17 protein-coding genes are annotated in these 16,309 nt (G+C 47.9%); 6 read left to right on the top strand and 11 right to left on the bottom strand.

The window, feature by feature from the left end; all coding sequences use genetic code 11:
• Positions 1 to 24 precede the first annotated feature (24 nt).
• Positions 25 to 279, top strand: coding sequence for a hypothetical protein (locus SPL68_RS10130; RefSeq protein ID WP_323815020.1), 255 nt, complete (start codon positions 25 to 27; stop codon positions 277 to 279).
• A gap of 36 nt (positions 280 to 315) precedes the next feature.
• On the opposite strand, the gene SPL68_RS10125 is transcribed toward SPL68_RS10130, so the two are convergent.
• Both SPL68_RS10125 and SPL68_RS10120 read right to left on the bottom strand, forming a co-directional pair.
• Complete coding sequence (locus SPL68_RS10125) at positions 316 to 1,044, bottom strand: TrmH family RNA methyltransferase (protein ID WP_323815019.1); 729 nt, start codon at positions 1,042 to 1,044, stop codon at positions 316 to 318.
• A 4-nt stretch (positions 1,045 to 1,048) separates the two neighbouring features.
• Positions 1,049 to 2,668 (bottom strand): NAD(P)/FAD-dependent oxidoreductase, encoded by a 1,620-nt coding sequence (locus SPL68_RS10120; protein WP_323815018.1) that lies wholly within the window; start codon positions 2,666 to 2,668, stop codon positions 1,049 to 1,051.
• 170 nt (positions 2,669 to 2,838) lie between these two features.
• On the opposite strand from SPL68_RS10120, the gene rlmE reads away from it, so the two are divergent.
• Positions 2,839 to 3,459 (top strand): 23S rRNA (uridine(2552)-2'-O)-methyltransferase RlmE, encoded by a 621-nt coding sequence (gene rlmE, locus SPL68_RS10115; protein ID WP_323815017.1) that lies wholly within the window; start codon positions 2,839 to 2,841, stop codon positions 3,457 to 3,459.
• A gap of 71 nt (positions 3,460 to 3,530) precedes the next feature.
• Here the strand turns inward: rlmE and SPL68_RS10110 are convergent, their stop codons facing one another.
• The 3 genes from SPL68_RS10110 to SPL68_RS10100 all read right to left on the bottom strand — a co-directional run bounded on the left by SPL68_RS10110 (position 3,531) and on the right by SPL68_RS10100 (position 5,984).
• Positions 3,531 to 3,974 carry a hypothetical protein gene (locus SPL68_RS10110; RefSeq protein WP_323815016.1) on the bottom strand — a complete coding sequence of 148 codons (444 nt, stop codon included), beginning with the start codon at positions 3,972 to 3,974 and terminating at the stop codon, positions 3,531 to 3,533.
• A 24-nt stretch (positions 3,975 to 3,998) separates the two neighbouring features.
• The gene (locus SPL68_RS10105) at positions 3,999 to 4,907 is read right to left on the bottom strand and encodes a lipid kinase (RefSeq protein ID WP_323815015.1); all 909 of its coding nucleotides are present in this window, start codon (positions 4,905 to 4,907) and stop codon (positions 3,999 to 4,001) included.
• Positions 4,908 to 5,171: 264 nt separating this feature from the next.
• The gene (locus tag SPL68_RS10100; RefSeq protein WP_323815014.1) at positions 5,172 to 5,984 is read right to left on the bottom strand and encodes a polysaccharide deacetylase family protein; all 813 of its coding nucleotides are present in this window, start codon (positions 5,982 to 5,984) and stop codon (positions 5,172 to 5,174) included.
• A 534-nt stretch (positions 5,985 to 6,518) separates the two neighbouring features.
• On the opposite strand from SPL68_RS10100, the gene SPL68_RS10095 reads away from it, so the two are divergent.
• The 3 genes from SPL68_RS10095 (at position 6,519) to SPL68_RS10085 (ending at position 10,398) form a co-directional block, all read left to right on the top strand.
• Positions 6,519 to 8,720, top strand: a complete 2,202-nt coding sequence (locus tag SPL68_RS10095) for a cellulase family glycosylhydrolase (RefSeq protein ID WP_323815013.1) — start codon at positions 6,519 to 6,521, stop codon at positions 8,718 to 8,720.
• A gap of 148 nt (positions 8,721 to 8,868) precedes the next feature.
• Entirely contained in the window at positions 8,869 to 9,933 is a 1,065-nt protein-coding gene (locus tag SPL68_RS10090) for a calcium/sodium antiporter (RefSeq protein ID WP_323815012.1), read from the top strand.
• 147 nt (positions 9,934 to 10,080) lie between these two features.
• Complete coding sequence (locus SPL68_RS10085) at positions 10,081 to 10,398, top strand: type 1 pili tip component (RefSeq protein WP_323815011.1); 318 nt, start codon at positions 10,081 to 10,083, stop codon at positions 10,396 to 10,398.
• On the opposite strand, the gene SPL68_RS10080 is transcribed toward SPL68_RS10085, so the two are convergent.
• Genes SPL68_RS10080 through SPL68_RS10065 form a run of 4 tightly spaced genes read right to left on the bottom strand, consistent with a single transcriptional unit; the run spans position 10,395 to position 13,623 of the window.
• Positions 10,395 to 11,765: an MATE family efflux transporter gene (locus SPL68_RS10080; protein WP_323815010.1), complete on the bottom strand. Its 1,371-nt coding sequence runs from the start codon at positions 11,763 to 11,765 to the stop codon at positions 10,395 to 10,397. The two genes, SPL68_RS10085 and SPL68_RS10080, sit on opposite strands and share 4 nt — an antisense overlap.
• A gap of 30 nt (positions 11,766 to 11,795) precedes the next feature.
• The gene (locus SPL68_RS10075) at positions 11,796 to 12,209 is read right to left on the bottom strand and encodes an ExbD/TolR family protein (protein ID WP_323815009.1); all 414 of its coding nucleotides are present in this window, start codon (positions 12,207 to 12,209) and stop codon (positions 11,796 to 11,798) included.
• A 3-nt stretch (positions 12,210 to 12,212) separates the two neighbouring features.
• Complete coding sequence (locus SPL68_RS10070) at positions 12,213 to 12,929, bottom strand: MotA/TolQ/ExbB proton channel family protein (RefSeq protein WP_323815008.1); 717 nt, start codon at positions 12,927 to 12,929, stop codon at positions 12,213 to 12,215.
• 55 nt (positions 12,930 to 12,984) lie between these two features.
• Positions 12,985 to 13,623 carry an energy transducer TonB gene (locus SPL68_RS10065; RefSeq protein ID WP_323815007.1) on the bottom strand — a complete coding sequence of 213 codons (639 nt, stop codon included), beginning with the start codon at positions 13,621 to 13,623 and terminating at the stop codon, positions 12,985 to 12,987.
• Between the two features lie 186 nt (positions 13,624 to 13,809).
• Here SPL68_RS10065 and SPL68_RS10060 point away from each other — a divergent pair, with 186 nt between their 5' ends.
• Positions 13,810 to 15,093 carry a hemolysin family protein gene (locus tag SPL68_RS10060; protein WP_323815006.1) on the top strand — a complete coding sequence of 428 codons (1,284 nt, stop codon included), beginning with the start codon at positions 13,810 to 13,812 and terminating at the stop codon, positions 15,091 to 15,093.
• A gap of 111 nt (positions 15,094 to 15,204) precedes the next feature.
• On the opposite strand, the gene SPL68_RS10055 is transcribed toward SPL68_RS10060, so the two are convergent.
• On the bottom strand, positions 15,205 to 15,573 hold the full coding sequence (locus tag SPL68_RS10055) for a YggL 50S ribosome-binding family protein (RefSeq protein ID WP_323815005.1): 369 nt from the start codon (positions 15,571 to 15,573) through the stop codon (positions 15,205 to 15,207).
• A 159-nt stretch (positions 15,574 to 15,732) separates the two neighbouring features.
• On the bottom strand, positions 15,733 to 16,263 hold the full coding sequence (locus tag SPL68_RS10050) for a shikimate kinase (protein ID WP_323815004.1): 531 nt from the start codon (positions 16,261 to 16,263) through the stop codon (positions 15,733 to 15,735).
• Positions 16,264 to 16,309 lie beyond the last annotated feature (46 nt).

The following is a 16,309-nucleotide window of genomic DNA, read 5'->3' as shown; positions in this document are numbered from 1 at the left end:
ACCATTTGGTACGATGATCGAGTTATGTTTGAAATGGAAAAAGAGTATTCAAAATCCCACAAAACATTACCTGTTAACGTCGCTATGTTTGTTGGATCGTTGGAGGATGATTACCACCCGATGGTGAAAGATTTGCTAGCGATGGAAAAACAACTGCGTTCACGTAATTATGAAGGGCTTAGATTGCGTGTGGAGGTTATGCAGGGGGAAAACCATCACAGCGTGTTTCCCGGATTATTATCAAAGGGGTTGATGGCAGCCCTTCCTCTGAAAAAATAACACTTCTTTTTATGGCTGCCATTGCGGCAGCCGTGCTTATCTTGTTAGTTCATACACACACATATTCACCGCTGAAGCCAAATTCAGCGATTCAATCGCTCCGCAGCCTGCAATCGTAAATGCCTGCGCGTTCATGCTTTGTAGTACTTCGCGTGGTACGCCGCGCGCTTCGTTACCAAACACATAGCAATCAAACGTTTTGAAACTGTTATCGCTAAGTGTCTTTCCATCCATGTCCAGGGTGGCAATTGAATTGAAGCGCGCTGTTAGTGATTCAAGCGGTACATCCAATTCCATTGACACATGAAAAATGGCGCCCATGCTGGAACGAACGACTTTAGGATTGTAAGGATCAACCGAACCGGGGCTGAGTAGGCAGCGGAAGTTGCCGAACCAAGCGAGGCTGCGCAAAATAGTCCCGAGGTTGCCGGGGTCTTGTACTTCGTAAAGATAAATCGTTTTCTCGTTTGCAATTTTATTTGCTGCTGTATTGAGCATTGGTGCAACAGCGATAATTCCCTGCGGTGTTTTGGTATCGGAAAGCTGCGCCATATGTTTTTCGCTCACCAGGTGTTTTTTAAACTGGCTGGGAAAATCCTTGAACGCTTGGGTAACAAATAACTCACAGGTTTTGAGTGCAGGATTAACTTCTGCTGCTTTTTCAAGCTCCAGAATTAAATGCTCTCCCTCCACCAAAAAATAGCCGAATTCCGTGCGGTATTTTTTTTGGTGGAGTTTTTTGGCTTCGTCCAATTTCAATGGCATAGGATTAGTTTTCCAAATCGGCGAGCATGGCTTTGGCAACAGCTTCTGCGACTTTGATGCCATCCACTCCTGCAGATAAAATTCCACCTGCGTAGCCCGCACCTTCTCCGGCAGGGAATAAGCCGCGTGTATTCAAACTTTGGAGTGTTTCATTGTCGCGCTTGATCCGCACTGGCGATGATGTGCGTGTTTCAATACCGGTTAACACGGCATCTTTGCGATCAAACCCGCGGATTTGTTTGCCAAACGCGGGCAGTGCTTCGCGGATGGCTTCAATTGCATAGTCAGGCAGTGAAGGCGCGAGGTCGCCGAGTTTTACGCCGGGTTTGTAAGACGGTTCTACTTCCCCAAATTCGGTAGAACTTTTGCCGCGAATAAAATCACCGACTAATTGGCCGGGGGCACAGTAATCTTTGCCGCCCAACTCATAGGCGCGCGATTCCAATTTTTCTTGCAGTTCAACACCGGCAAGTGGGCCACCTGGGAAATCTTTTTCCGGTTCAATGCCCACCACAATACCTGCATTAGCATTGCGCTCATTACGCGAGTATTGGCTCATGCCGTTGGTAACAACGCGTTCGGGTTCCGAGGTCGCAGCAACAACGGTTCCGCCGGGGCACATACAAAAGCTGTAAACGGCGCGGCCATTTTGTGCGTGATAAACGAGTTTGTAATCGGCAGCGCCCAATTCGGGATGGCCTGCATATTTACCTAGACGCGCGTTATCAATCAACGATTGTGGATGTTCAATACGGAAACCAATCGCAAATGGTTTTGCTTCTACATAAACACCGCGCTCGTGAATTTTACGGAAGGTATCGCGTGAACTGTGACCTAATGCAAGTACGACATAGCGGCTGCGCAGTTCACTTCCATCGGCAAGTGTTACACCTTCAATACGGCCGTTGTTGATCAGAAAATCTGTCACTTTATTTTCAAAACGTACTTCACCGCCCAGCGCTTTAATTTCTTCACGCATGGTAGATACCACACCGGTCAAGCGAAAGGTGCCGATATGTGGTTTGCTTACGTACATGATTTCTTCGGGCGCACCGGCGCGCACAAATTCGTGCATCACTTTGCGGCCATAAAATTTCGGGTCTTTAATTTGGCTGTAGAGTTTTCCATCGGAAAATAAGCCAGCGCCACCTTCGCCAAATTGCACGTTGGATTCCGGCGTTAGTACTTTGTTGCGCCAGAGTGCCCAAGTATCTTTGGTGCGTTTGCGTACATCTTTTCCGCGTTCCAACACAATCGGTTTAAAACCCATTTGCGCGAGTATGAGGGCAGCGAATAATCCGCAGGGGCCGAAACCAATAACAATCGGACGTTCGGTTAAGTTCTCTGGCGCTTGCGCAACCGGATAATAATTGGTGTCGGGCGCGGGGCGGATATTTTTATCATCGGCAAAACGCTGGAGAATTTGCTCTTCATTTTTTACGTTTAAATCGATGATGTATACAAAGGTGATTTCGCTATTTTTTTTACGCGCATCGTAACTGCGTTTAAACACAGTGAAATCGAGCAAATCTGTGTCTTTGATTTTTAGGCGTTTAACGATAGCAGCGCGCAGGGCTTCAGCTGGGTGATCCAACGGCAGTTGGAGTTCGGTGATGCGAATCATAATGGCTCCTGGCCGGTAACTTTCCGGCAAAAGGATGAGAAATAGAGGTGTATTGCAAGGAATGCGGGCATTTTACGCGGGTTTTGGAGCCAAGGCCATGTATCTGCATAGTTTGGAATCGGGTTAAAATAGGCTTTATTGTCAGTAAAGTAATTTTTTGAGTTATCCCTATGGCTAGATCCAAAAGCAGCAACCGTTGGTTGGAAGAGCATGTCAACGATCCTTATGTCAAAAAGGCGCAGGTCGATGGTTATCGTGCGCGCGCCGCTTATAAGCTGATCGAATTGAATGAAAAAGATAAATTGATTCGCCCCGGAATGATGGTGGTGGATTTAGGTTCTGCGCCAGGCAGTTGGTCGCAAATCGCTGGGCGTTTGGTTGGGGTAAAAGGCCGGGTGATTGCTTCAGACATTTTGCCAATGGACTCACTTGAGCACGTCGATTTTATTCAGGGTGATTTCACTGAAGAAGCGGTTTTCAATCAGATCATGGAAAAACTGGGCGGTAATCGCGCTGATGTGGTGATCTCGGATATGGCACCGAACATTAGCGGTGTGGATGCAGTTGATCAGGCATCATCCATGTATTTGGTTGAGCTGGCGTTGGATATGGCGCGCAGCGTGTTAAAACCCAAAGGCGATTTTGTGGCAAAAGTTTTTCACGGCGAAGGTTACGATGATTACGTGAAAGATGTGCGAACCTCATTTGAGAAGGTTGTAATTCGTAAACCTGATGCTTCACGCCCTCGCTCGCGTGAAGTTTATGTGGTAGGAAAGGGGTTTAAAGGTTAAACCTACTGCTATTAATCTGGGCGCTTTCAGCTAGCGCCCATCAACTCTTAACCATATCAAATCTCAACCCATCAATCCTTAACTAAGGAAGATAATTTTGTAATTGTATCTTCCACCTGCGCAGCTAAATTTTTAATTACTTGTCGATGGGATTCTCGTAAATCGTTTTCAGATGCTGCATCAATTAATGATTGCAGATGCTGTTCTGTATCTAAACGATGCGATATGAGCGGGGAAATGTCGTTAGGTGATAATGATGCTGCAACTTTTTCAATGATCAACTCACCGGTTTCTTTATCCGGATCGGGTGCAGACGGCAGTGTGCCGAGATTGAGAAGTATATCTTCCAATTTTTTGGCAAATGTTTTTCGCTCGCTGATAATGTTGTTAAAAAGCGAAGTCACTTCTTTATCAGAGATGTTATTCAGCGCATCTTCGTAATAGTCGATGCTTTCCTGACAGGCGATCAATACTTCATTCAATGCAACTTCAGTGTCTGACAGTATGTAAAACATACGTGGCTCCCGTTGATATTTAACTTAAATAGTATTGGGGGCAGGGCGGATAACTTCAAGTGCGTTTGGGATTACCTCAAACAATGCCGGTGTTGTGCTGATGGGTTCGCCGTCGGCAATAATCTCTTTTGGTCTACGCGTTTTTATCTCTATGCGTTTGGCCGAGCCGGTAAAACAAGTGGGAATATAACTGTGCTTGCCGTAGCGTAAAAATACGGCGTTTTTTAATAATTCCCATATTGATGAGGGCGCCAGACTATAAAGACAGAGGGCGCCGTCATCAATTTTTGATTTTTCATCTATCACATTACCGCCACCGTAAAATCGACCATTCCCAATAGCGACTTGAATGGAGCGCAGCTTATGTTCTTTGCCGTTGGCTTTAATCGTGACGCGAAAAGGGCGATTTTTTTTAAACGCAGAAAACGCTGCTTTTAAATAACTAAATACTCCCCACTTTTTTTTCACTTCGGGCGTGAGTTCACTTGTGACTTTTACGCCCAAGCCTATGTGTGCCGCGTTTAAAAAGTAATGCTCGTTAATTATTCCTAGATTAATTCGTCCGCGATGATTGTTAGCGATAATCTCAAATGCCTCAGGGATATTAGGTGGAATATCCAGGGAGTGTGCCAAATCATTTGCAGTGCCGAGTGGAAGAATGGCGAAGGGCAATTGATGTTTATAGAGCGTGCTTGCCGCAGAGCTGATGGTGCCATCACCACCACCTAAGATGACTAGTTGGACTTGTGCGGCGAACTCGTGAATATGTTGCGCTGTTTGTTTGGCACTGGAAGAGGTTTTTTGAATGACATTGATCCCGCGTTCAGCTAACAGGCGTAACCCTTCACTGATGTCCGTATCGGCTCCACTTCGGCTATTTGGATTCACAATCATCAGTGCCGTAATCGGAGTATTTAAAAGGGCAGTATTCACAGCAAAGCTCCGCAATCCGTTTGTTTAATTGTAAAAATGGGAAATATCCGCAAGCGTTTTTACACGACTGTTGTCTGCACGCTGAATCTACAACTGAATTAATCAGCTGGGAGAGAGTAGTGTGCGACGAGATAAGTATATTGAAGCAAGTAATTTGCCAGAGATGTCCTTTAGTAACTCAATCGCATGCTCTGTGTAGTCAGAGCGGGATCTATTGTTACTAAAGGATTGTTGGGATTTAACGAGCAAAAGTCTTGGGCAAAACTATTGTTTCGCCTGCTGCTCTTTTACATATTTCATGATGTTTACGAAGGTGTCTGTCCAGTAAATATCTTTATTGTCTGCTAGATATTTCACCAACTGCTCATGCGCTTCTTTAGATACCACTATGTGATCGCCACCCACGCCGTGAAAGGTGAAGTTGGCCATAGTGCCTTTGGCGGCGGCCTCTTTGACGTGCGCAATCAATTGTTCACCAGTAACGCCAGCGGGGAAATCCACGGGCACTGCATAAGGGTCAAGGGTTTTCATATCGGGCGTGACGGCGCCGAAGCCGGTTTTCATCGCTACAAATTCGCTTTTTAGCCCGTCTACATAATTAGCGCCACCGGCTTTTAAGTCGATGCAGGGTGGGGTGTAAGTGCGTTCGGTTTTGCCATCAATTGCATGTAAAAAGCTGTTGGCGACTTTCACTTGATCTTGCATTTGAATCACGCTGACCTTATCCAAGTCGCGGTCATCCGTAACCCAGTCGCGCCCCGGTTGGCTTTTGGCGCATTGGTGAAAAATGCTGTGGTTGCCTAGTTCATGGCCTTTTTGGGCGGCGGCACGCCATTCTGGCAAACGGGTCACCAAGGTTGGGCTAACAACATTCAAATAAAAAGTGCCGCGCAGTTTGTATTTATTCAGCGTGGGGATGGCGTTATCCAGTTGGCTATCGAGGGCATCGTCATAAGCAAGATTGACTGCCGCTTTGGCGCCCTTTGGCCAAGTGAAAGGCTTGTCCGCTGCGATGCTCGCTGTAGAGCCAAGCGCCAAACTTATGCCGATTAATAGTGCGGGAATTTTTATTGTCATTGTTTCTATCTCTTGTTGGTTGAGGCTTTTGTTAGGTGTAACTGTTAGCTGAAATTGTGTGAGCTGTAATGGTTGGTGATCAATTTCATCATTAATCGATGAGTATCATTGTTGTAGTTGCAAATGTCCTGTCATTCAACTTTTTGAAAAAGATGAACAGTTGTTAATCAGTTCTCAGAAAAGTGAATCAATAAAAATGAGAATGACAGCGCTGTCGAGATGGCAGAACTGATAAGAATAATAGCACTAATGCGTTTTTAGGCGACAAATCTCTCCGTGTATCACCCGTGTTAAAGCCGTAATCCTGTTCAGGGTTACAACTCAAAAAAATTACAAAGCAAAAAGCTGTAGACGTTTGCGTTTTTAAACGAATGTGATGGGATCACAGTGCGGCGGTGTGTCTTTGACATGCCTTCGGGCTTTGTTTGCCTCAATTTTAGGCGGACGACAGGAGTGGCAACAGCGAACGCCCGTTCTAGAGGGCTAAGACAATAATGCAGGTTATTAACTTTCACTTTATCAAGGAGACAACGCATGATAACTCCGCCCAAAAAAGGCCTGAGTCTGCTGGCTGTATTCAGCCTCTGCACTATGGCTGTCGGTTATAGCGGCGCAGCATCGGCCGCCTGTTCTTACAAGATCGATAACGAATGGAATACCGGCGCGACCGGCACAATCAGTATCACCAACTCTACTTCTGCTGCGATTAACGGTTGGTCGGTAAATTGGCAATACACGACCAATCGCTTGAGCGGTTCATGGAATGCGAATGTATCGGGAAGCAACCCTTACACCGCATCCAACCTGAACTGGAATGGCACTCTCCAGCCCGGGCAATCAACGAGCTTTGGTTTCCAGCTGAACAAAAATGGCGGGGCGCTTGAGCAGCCAACCATTAATGGTGTGGTTTGTTCGGGGACTACTACTTCATCGGCACCATCATCTGCGCCATCTTCATCATCAGTACCTAGCTCTTCTGTTCCATCATCAACACCCAGTTCATCGTCTGTTCCAAGTTCTTCATCAAGCAGCATCAGCGCCTGTCTTGAGCAATGTAATTGGTACGGCAGTGTGCATCCGCTTTGTGTTACCACTACCAGCGGTTGGGGTTATGAGAACAATAAGAGCTGTATCTCCAGAAATACCTGCGCCAGTCAGCCGTCTCCATTTGGTGTGACTTCTGCTTGTGGTACGTCTTCGTCGGTTATTCCTTCCAGCTCAAGCCGTCCAAGTTCTTCATCCGTACCGAGTTCTTCATCAGTCCCAAGCTCAAGCTCAGTACCTAGTTCAAGCTCTGTGCCTAGCTCAAGCTCGATAGGCAGTTCTTCCAGTGTGCCGTCTACAGCGGGTGTATTCCGTGTCGATTCAACCGGCAACATCACCAAAAATGGCACTGTGTTCCCGGTTCGCTGTGGCAACTGGTTTGGTCTTGAAGGTCAGCATGAGCCAAAAGATGCGGAGAACAATGCTAACGGTGCAGCACTGGAGTTGTATGTTGGGAACATGTGGTGGGCTAACACTGGCCGTACCATCCAGCAGACGATGACTGAAATCAAAGCGCAAGGTATCAACATGATTCGCTTGCCGATTGCACCGCAAACATTGGATCCAACTGACCCGCAAGGCATCGGCGATATTCGTACTGGCGGTGTATTGAAAAATCATCCGTCTGTGCGTCAAACCAATGCGCGTCAGGCGATGGAAGATTTCATCAAACTTGCTGCGCAAAACAACATTCAAGTGTTGATCGACATCCACTCCTGCTCTAACTACGTAGGTTGGAGAGCTGGTCGTTTGGATGCGCGTCCTCCGTATGTTGATGCTACCCGTGAAAACTATGAGTTTACTCGTGAAGATTATTCCTGTGCGCCAACCGGCACTCCGGGCGTAACTACTCATGCGTACAACGAATCTATCTGGTTGGATAACCTGAAAGACATCGCCGGTCTGCCAGCGAAATTGGGTGTTGATAACATCATCGGTATCGATATTTTCAACGAGCCGTGGGATTACACCTGGGCTGATTGGAAGCGTCTGTCTGAAAGTGCTTACACTGCGATCAACTCTGTTAACTCGGATATGTTGATTTTCGTGGAAGGTATTTCGGCTACTGCTGATAACCAGGATGGTTCTCCATCAACTATCACACAAGTTCCACACGGTTCTGAGGAATACAATCCGAACTGGGGCGAAAACCTGTTTGAAGCCGGTATCGCACCGCTCAACATTCCAAAAGAGCGTTTGGTTTACTCGCCACATACCTATGGCCCATCAGTATTCGTACAGAAGCACTTTATGGACCCTGCGCAAACCGAGTGTACTGGTCTTGAGGGTGATGCTGCGGCGGACGAAGATTGCCGTATCGTAATCAACGAAACCAAACTCAGAGCCGGTTGGGATGAGCACTTTGGTTACCTGCGTGCGCAAGGCTTCGCGATGGTTGTGGGCGAATTCGGCGGTAACATGGATTGGCCACAAAAAGGCAGCATTTCTGATCGCAGCAAGTGGAATCACATCACCACCAATGTTGATCAGCAATGGCAGCAAGCCTTTGTTAAGTACGCGAAAGAGAAAAACATTCAAGCCTGTTACTGGTCGATCAACCCTGAGTCGGGCGACACTCATGGTTGGTATTCCACTCCATATGATCCTGTAAGCAACGAATCTGCTTGGGGTACATGGACAGGTTTTGATGCGCGCAAAACCACCTTGCTGAAGGATCTCTGGGGTAATTAATCCTTAGGCGATCATCGCAATTAAAGCCGGAGCCAGCACAAGTTGGCTCCGGCTTTTCTTTTGCGCGGTTAAGATTCATCAACTTCGGTTTGATTTTGCGGGTGATCTCTATAAGCTGGGCAAAATTTTTTGACCCTTGGAGTAACCCATGACCTGGCTGTTGTTGATTGTTGGTTTAGTGCTGTTGGTAATTGGCGCCGATGTGTTGGTAAAAGGCGCAGCGCGTCTTGCATCCAATTTTGGTGTACCTGCGTTAGTGATCGGTTTGACAGTGGTGGCGTTTGGTACCAGTGCGCCAGAGTTGGCGGTCAGTGTAAAAGCGGCTTACTCGGGCGAGGCGGAATTGGCTATCGCTAATGTCGTGGGCAGTAACATCGTGAATGTGCTGTTTATCCTGGGCCTATCAGCGGCAGTTTCACCATTAATTATTTCACAGCAATTGATTCGTCAGGATGTACCAATCATGGTGGGGTTGTCGGCACTGGCGGCCTATATGGCATTTGATGGCAGTATCAATCGGGGCGAGGCCGCGATTTTGGCGCTTGGCTTGCTGACCTATACCTGGTTTTTGTTTTATCAAGGAAAGAAATCCGGCAACGATGTTGCTGATGGCGAAGTAGAGGAGATGCTGAGCAGCAAAGTGCCTATGTGGCAAAACGTACTCTTGGTGATTGTGGGGTTGATTCTGTTGGTGATGGGCGCGCGCTGGTTGGTGCAAAGCGCAATTGAATTGGCGACTGCTTGGGGAGTGAACGAGGCGATTATCGGTTTGACTATTGTTGCCATAGGAACTTCTCTGCCTGAGCTGGTGACCTCGGTGGTTGCAACACTGAAAGGTGAGCGCGACATCGCCGTTGGCAACGTTGTTGGCAGCAATATTTTTAACATCCTCTGCGTGCTGGGGATTTCCGGTGTGGTATCGCCTATGCCGCTGCTCGCAGGTGAGCAATTGGCGACCTTTGATATTCCGGTGATGCTGGGTGTGGCAGTGCTCTGTGTGCCACTGTTTTTTATCGGCGCTTCATTAAATCGTATCGAAGGTTTGATGTTCCTTGCGCTCTACACTGCCTATGTTTGGATATTGGTTGCGACCGCTTTATCACTGGGTTATGTGGCGCAATTAAAAACAGCAGTCTTCTACGGACTGCTTCCGCTGGTCGTGGCTTATATTGTTATTGCGCTGATTCTCGACTTGCGTAAGCGCCGCGCCTGATCTCTGCTCAACAGCCCCTCATGGTGCGTTTGCGCACTGTGAGTGGGTTTAATTCCTTGTTCTATACTCACAACAGCAACGCGAAAGATGGATTTAACCTGATGGTTTAACCATACATTGTTCAGTGACGAAGACGAGGTAGTAGCTATGTTGTTAAGAGATTTAGTGACCCAATGGGAATCCACCGCACAGGGTGTGCTGACGAAAGAAACCTACACAGTGAAGTTGTTAAAAGAGGATGCCGCAAAGCTGGACGCGCTCGCGGAGATGTACCCCAAGCGCACTAAAGAGCAGTTGATCAGTGAATTATTAACTGCCGCACTGGGGCAACTGGAGGCGAGTTTTCCTTATGTACAAGGAACCAAAATTGTCGCTACCGACGAAATGGGCGATGCCATTTACGAAGATGTCGGCCCTACACCGCATTTTATGGCGCTGACCAAAAAGTATTTGGAACAGAGCTAATCCGCGTTCACTTTTCTCATATCTGTTCCATTCAACGGTTCGAGTGCGCGCCGCAACTGCGGTAGGTGATACCCAAGCGAAAGCGCGCGCGTGATCACATAGATGATAAATGCGATCCACAATCCTTGATTACCCGCCAAATTGTCGGTTGTCGACATCAATACTTCAGCTGCCAATAAAAATACCAACAGCGAAATAAATGACGCATTGCGCATCGCACGGCTAGCTGTTGCACCAATAAAAATACCATCCAACTGAAACGCCGCAAACGACACCAAAATATAAATGGCTGCATAGGGTAAGTAGGTGAAGGCGACCTCTTGTACCGTTGAAATCGGCGTCAGCCACTGGATAAATTGATGTCCGCACAAGCCAATTATCATCATCAAACCAAACGCACAGGCAGCGGCGATTTGCGTTGAGTGGATAATCGCGCGATCAAATAGCTGACGATTTCTAGCGCCAATGGTTTTGCCGATGAGCGACTCCAGCGCGAAGGCAAAACCATCCAGAAAAAAGGCGGAGAAGGAAATAAATTGCAGCAGTATGTGATTGGCCGCGAGAGTGTTGTCGCCAAACTGCGCGCCCTGATTTGCGAACCATGCAAAGCCGGTCAGCATAAATAAAGTGCGCCACATGATGTCGCTGTTGGTTTTCAGAGTGTTGATGATGGCATTGCGCAGAAAAATTTTGCGCCAGCTGAAAAAGGATTCGGAATCTGCAGGGCGCAGGCGCCGGAACAACACAAGCCCGCCTACTGCAAAGCAGATCCACTCAGCGAGTAAAGTGCCCAGTGCAATGCCGCGCACGCCCCAATCAAATCCGACAACAAACAGAATATCCAAAACGATATTGGTGCCGTTGAGCAGTAATTGCAGCCAGAGCAGTCTGCGTGTTTCACCGAGGCCAATCAGTGTGCCCATGATCGCGTAACTACCGAGTGTGGCAGGTGCTGCCCAAATACGTAATTGCCAATAGTCGTGAGTGCCTTGCTCGACCGCAGGGCTTGCATCCAATAACCACATCGCCATATGCCCCAATGGGTATTGGGCGATGATTAACACTAATCCGATGACTATGCCGAGCAGTAACGCGCGCAAAAAAGCAGCGCGTACTTCGGCGGCATCCCCTGCACCAACGGCTTGTGCGGTAAAGCCGGTGGTGCCCATGCGCAAAAAGCCAAAACTCCAATACACGAATGAAAATATCAGTGAGCCAAGTGCTATCGCGCCCAAGTCGGCAGCAGTACCGGTTTGGCCAATTACGGCGGTATCAACCAAGCCGAGTAGAGGGGCGGTCGCATTTGCCAGAATGATAGGAATGGCCAATTGGATAATGGCGCGGCGGCTGGTTGCTATGGGAATCACAGATGTGTTGCTCGCAAATAAAAAACCCGGCTAGTTGCCGGGTTCAGTCACAAATCCTAATTTTAATATACCCGATCGCTGCACCGCGGCCATAGTGGTAATCACATGTTCGTAGCTCACGGCTTTATCCCCGCGAATGTGTACCTCGGGTTGTGGCTGCTTGCTGGCTTCGGTCGCCAAGCGCACTTCCAATTCTTCCGGCGTCACCTGATGCTCGTTCCAAAAAATCGCACCCACTGCATCAATTGAAAGGTTGATGGTTTCAGGTTTTAACTCGTTGGGTGTGTTATCGGCGCGCGGTAAATCCACTTTTACGGAGTGAGTTAATACCGGCACAGTAATAATAAAAATAATCAGGAGTACCAACATCACATCCACAAGGGGCGTCATGTTGATTTCGCTCATTACTTCTGAGTCGTCGTCGAGTCCACCGCCAAAGGCCATGGTTTAGCCCTCTTTACGTGGAGTAAGTTTGGTAACAGCGTTTTTATTTTGAATCGGGCTACCGGTAATAAAGTAAGCGTGCAGTTGATGCGCAAAGCGATTAAGTTTATTCAATACGCCTTTATTCGCACGCGCCAAAGCGTTGTAACCCAGTACTGCTGGAATTGCTACAGCCAGACCAAATGCCGTCATGATCAATGCCTCACCCACCGGTCCTGCGACTTTATCGATACTCGCTTGACCGCTTACGCCAATTCCTACCAGCGCGTGGTAAATCCCCCACACGGTGCCAAACAATCCAATGAATGGCGCAGTTGAGCCTACAGAAGCAAGAATCGCCAAGCCACGCTGCAAACGCTCAGCGCTTTCATCGATGGAGCCGCGTAAACAAGCAGTCAGCCATTCAGCCAGTGGCAAATGACCGTGAAGGTCATCTTTGTGATTGCTATGGTGGTCAAGTGCTGCCTGGCCTTCTTCTGCCAAATGGCGGAAAGGGGTAGTGCGGTCATCGCCCAGTGTGCGTAAACCTTCCGCGAAACTCTGCGCATGCCAGAAATCGTTCAAGCCCTGCGATGGGCGACGCAAGCGCCACAGGCCCCAGGCGCGTACCAGAATAACCCACCAGCTGGCGATGGACATGAGCAGGAGCATAATTGCAACGCCTTTGATCAGCGCATCGCCTTGTTGCCAGATGGAGGCAATACCGTAAGGAGAATCCATATAAACCTCTAAAACGATCAATAAAAAATTCGGGTTAAAAAAATACTAAAACAAATTAGTGCAAACTAAATTCAAGCGGCTGTTCATACCAAAAGTCGATTGACTTCCCGCCTTGTGTTGCAGGCTGATAACGCCAGCGTTTGACGGCTTTTACCGCTGTCTCATCCAAGCGTTTGAAACCGCTTGAGTTTTTAATTTTGATCTCACCTACGGTGCCGTCGGCTTTGATCAGAATCTCTAGTACCACTATGCCTTCTTCGCGCAGCCGGCGTGACATGCTCGGGTATATTGGCGCAGGGTTATTTAGCTGACCGGCGTCTGCGCGCGGCGGTTGTACTGGCGCTGGTGCAGGCTCAGCAGGTTTGGCTTCGCTTGGCTGAACTACCGGCGGCGGTGGTGGCGGTTCAGGTTCTGGTGCCTTAACTGCTCGCTCTGATGGCGGTGCCTTTGGTGGCGGCTTAGGTTTGGGTTTAGGCTCCGGCTTTTTTTCTGGTGGAGGAGGCGGTGGTGGCGGTTCAGGTGGAGGAGGTGGTGCTTCTTCTGGTTCCGCCATGACGATTGCGCCCTGAATTGTGGGCATAACCATATCAACAGGCTTGGGGGCCTCTGGCGCAAGCAACACTGCGCCCAATACCCCAGCGTGAATGCCGATGACGAGCAGCAACGAAATCAAAGATGTGTGTTTGGAGTGCATCGACAACTTACTGAAAAGGCTAATTTCTAATGGGAATAATAAGATGAGGCTAATGATAATATTTCTCATTGATTAAGGCAATGAAATCGTTAGCGTCTCTCTATTGCGGAATCAGGGCTGGCAATCTTCGTGGACGCCGATGTTATACTCGACCCCCCGCGCATTGCGCATTGGTAGAAAAAACTCATGGAAATCTTTGTATTACTTGGCTTGATCGTCCTCAATGGCCTTTTTGCAATGTCAGAAATTGCCATTGTTACCGCTAAAAAATCCCGCTTGATGGCGCTAGCCGCCAAAGGCAATAGCTCGGCGCAGGTCGCATTAAAGCTCGCAGAAGATCCCACACAATTTTTATCTACTGTACAAATTGGTATTACTTCTATCGGTTTGTTAAACGGAATTTACGGTGAGTCCATTCTTGCTGAACCCTTTGCTTTATGGCTGCAGTCTTTCGGTGTTCCAGTTAACTTTAGCGATAACATCGCAACTGTATTAGTCGTAATCGTAGTCACTTATTTTTCGATTGTGATTGGCGAACTCGTCCCCAAGCGCATTGGCCAACTAAATGCTGAACGCATCGCCTGTGTTGTGGCGCGTCCAATGCAAGTCTTGGCGATTGTCGCCAAACCTTTTGAACATTTTTTATCGGGCTCCACGCGCGCTGTGATGCGTATTCTTGGATTTCACCAAACACAAAATCATCAGGTGACTGAAGAAGATATCCACGCAATTCTGGATGAAGGTTCAAGCTCTGGAATTTTGGAGCAACAAGAACACACCATGGTAAAAAATGTATTGCGTCTTGAAGAGCGCAGTATTGTTTCGTTGATGGTGCCGCGTGCTGATATTGTTTATTTGGATACCGCTTTATCACTTGAAGAAAACTACCAGCGTGTAATGCAATCCCCTCACTCGCGGTTTCCCGTATGCAATAAGCAGAGCGATAATTTAATTGGCGTCATCAATGCAAAAGAACTCTTGGCTGAAGCTATTCGTGGCGATGCCGTCGATTTGGAAGCAATGGCGCAGCCCTGTCATGTAGTACCTGAATCCTTAACGGGAATGGAGTTGTTGGATTTTTTCCGATCATCAAATAGCCAGATGGTATTTGTGGTTGATGAGTATGGCGATCTAAAAGGGTTGGTTACTCTGCAAGACTTTTTGGAAGCACTGACGGGCGAGTTTGTTCTCGGTGATGGTGAAGACGCTTATATCATTCGCCGCGATGATGGTTCGTTATTATTGGATGGCATGTTGCCTATCGTAGATTTGAAAGATTGTCTGGAAATTGAAGACCTGCCGGAAGAGGGCGACTACCAAACACTCAATGGCTTGATCATGTTACTAATGGGACGCATGCCCGCCACCGGCGATAAAGTAAGAGTGCAGGATTGGTCATTGGAAATTATTGATATGGACGGACGTCGCATTGATAAGGTGCTTGCCTATAAACTTTTTGACAACATTTAGATGTATATAGAGGAGTCTGGGAAGTTCACTCCTGCATCTAGCGAAAAGCCCCGCACAAAAAAAATTGTGCGGGGCTTTTTTATTGCGCAAATAATCTCGAGCGAAAATTAATTAGATGTAGTAATTCGCATCAATAATGTCACCCAGTTCGGCTTTGGCAACTTGTGGTTGTGCGTTGAGCCATGCGAGTAATTTTGCTTTGTCTTCTTCGGTTGCTGAACCGTAGCGTCTATTTGAACCTACAAAACCGGACAGGCGCTTGCTGGATAAGCCGCCGCCAAAGGCCAATCCTTCCGCGTTAATTGCATCGATAAAAAAGTTGTCCACAAACTCGCTGATGGTTTCATCACTCAAGTCGCTTTTAAATTCGCATTCCAACTCAAAGCCGAAGGTGGCGAACTCGTCCTGAAATAATTTCTTGCGCAGGCGCTTGCTGCGTTGCGGGGCTTTTTTGCCGGTTGAGGCGTTGTTTGCGGTCATTTCTTCTACCTTTCTATCGGAGCGCTTGTGGCGCTTGCTTGCAGCGGGATTGCTATCGCTTTTGCGGGGGTGCAACTCTACGCGTATTGGTGTTGAATTTCATCCACTTTGGGCATGTGTCAGGGAGGGTTGGCCGATTTTTGATCGGCCCTGAAGGGGTCAGGCTTCATCCTGAATAAAGATGCTGGCTTCGGCGTAGATGACTTCATCGATCAACTGCTCTTGGGTTTTGTTATTGCAATCGATCACTATATCGGCATAGCGTTGGTAGAGCGGGCGGCGCTCGGCGTAAACATCGGCAAAACTCTGGCCTGCTGGGCGGGCGATACCGCGTGAGTCCATATTGTTGATACGCCCTTCAAGCACATCAATATCCGCATCCAGAAACACAATCGGCCCGAATTGTTTCAGGTGGCGCATGCCCGCCTCAGAGTAAACCGCACTACCGCCGGTGGCGATAATGTGATTGGGATAGTGCGCGTTGAGCAGTACCTGTTCTTCAATATCGCGCAGTGCCTGATAGCCTTGCTGATGAAGAATTTCTTGCAGGGTTTTGTGGTGCTCCAGCTGGATGAGCAAATCCGTATCGACAAAATCTTTCGCCAAATTTTTAGCAAGCAGCAAGCCCAGTGTGCTTTTACCCGCGCCGGGCATGCCAATTAAAATCAGGCTTTGGTGATAGTGATTCATAAGTGCTCCTGCTGTATCGGCGGTGGCGAGAGCTTTAACTATAGTC

The organism is Cellvibrio chitinivorans (genome assembly GCF_035117775.1).
GTDB classification, from domain to species: domain Bacteria; phylum Pseudomonadota; class Gammaproteobacteria; order Pseudomonadales; family Cellvibrionaceae; genus Cellvibrio; species Cellvibrio chitinivorans.
This window is presented reverse-complemented; position numbering and strand designations above follow the sequence as displayed.

What these genes read in the sequence shown, in the direction of transcription:
- SPL68_RS10130 (WP_323815020.1), top strand. Translation starts at nt 25, where the DNA reads ATGTTTGAAATGGAAAAAGAGTATTCAAAATCCCACAAAACATTACCT.
- SPL68_RS10060 (WP_323815006.1), top strand. Translation starts at nt 13,810, where the DNA reads ATGGAAATCTTTGTATTACTTGGCTTGATCGTCCTCAATGGCCTTTTT.
- SPL68_RS10065 (WP_323815007.1), bottom strand. Translation starts at nt 13,623, where the DNA reads ATGCACTCCAAACACACATCTTTGATTTCGTTGCTGCTCGTCATCGGC.
- SPL68_RS10050 (WP_323815004.1), bottom strand. Translation starts at nt 16,263, where the DNA reads ATGAATCACTATCACCAAAGCCTGATTTTAATTGGCATGCCCGGCGCG.
- SPL68_RS10075 (WP_323815009.1), bottom strand. Translation starts at nt 12,209, where the DNA reads ATGGCCTTTGGCGGTGGACTCGACGACGACTCAGAAGTAATGAGCGAA.
- SPL68_RS10055 (WP_323815005.1), bottom strand. Translation starts at nt 15,573, where the DNA reads ATGACCGCAAACAACGCCTCAACCGGCAAAAAAGCCCCGCAACGCAGC.
- SPL68_RS10125 (WP_323815019.1), bottom strand. Translation starts at nt 1,044, where the DNA reads ATGCCATTGAAATTGGACGAAGCCAAAAAACTCCACCAAAAAAAATAC.
- SPL68_RS10110 (WP_323815016.1), bottom strand. Translation starts at nt 3,974, where the DNA reads ATGTTTTACATACTGTCAGACACTGAAGTTGCATTGAATGAAGTATTG.
- SPL68_RS10090 (WP_323815012.1), top strand. Translation starts at nt 8,869, where the DNA reads ATGACCTGGCTGTTGTTGATTGTTGGTTTAGTGCTGTTGGTAATTGGC.
- SPL68_RS10120 (WP_323815018.1), bottom strand. Translation starts at nt 2,668, where the DNA reads ATGATTCGCATCACCGAACTCCAACTGCCGTTGGATCACCCAGCTGAA.
- SPL68_RS10095 (WP_323815013.1), top strand. Translation starts at nt 6,519, where the DNA reads ATGATAACTCCGCCCAAAAAAGGCCTGAGTCTGCTGGCTGTATTCAGC.
- SPL68_RS10085 (WP_323815011.1), top strand. Translation starts at nt 10,081, where the DNA reads ATGTTGTTAAGAGATTTAGTGACCCAATGGGAATCCACCGCACAGGGT.
- SPL68_RS10070 (WP_323815008.1), bottom strand. Translation starts at nt 12,929, where the DNA reads ATGGATTCTCCTTACGGTATTGCCTCCATCTGGCAACAAGGCGATGCG.
- rlmE (WP_323815017.1), top strand. Translation starts at nt 2,839, where the DNA reads ATGGCTAGATCCAAAAGCAGCAACCGTTGGTTGGAAGAGCATGTCAAC.
- SPL68_RS10100 (WP_323815014.1), bottom strand. Translation starts at nt 5,984, where the DNA reads ATGACAATAAAAATTCCCGCACTATTAATCGGCATAAGTTTGGCGCTT.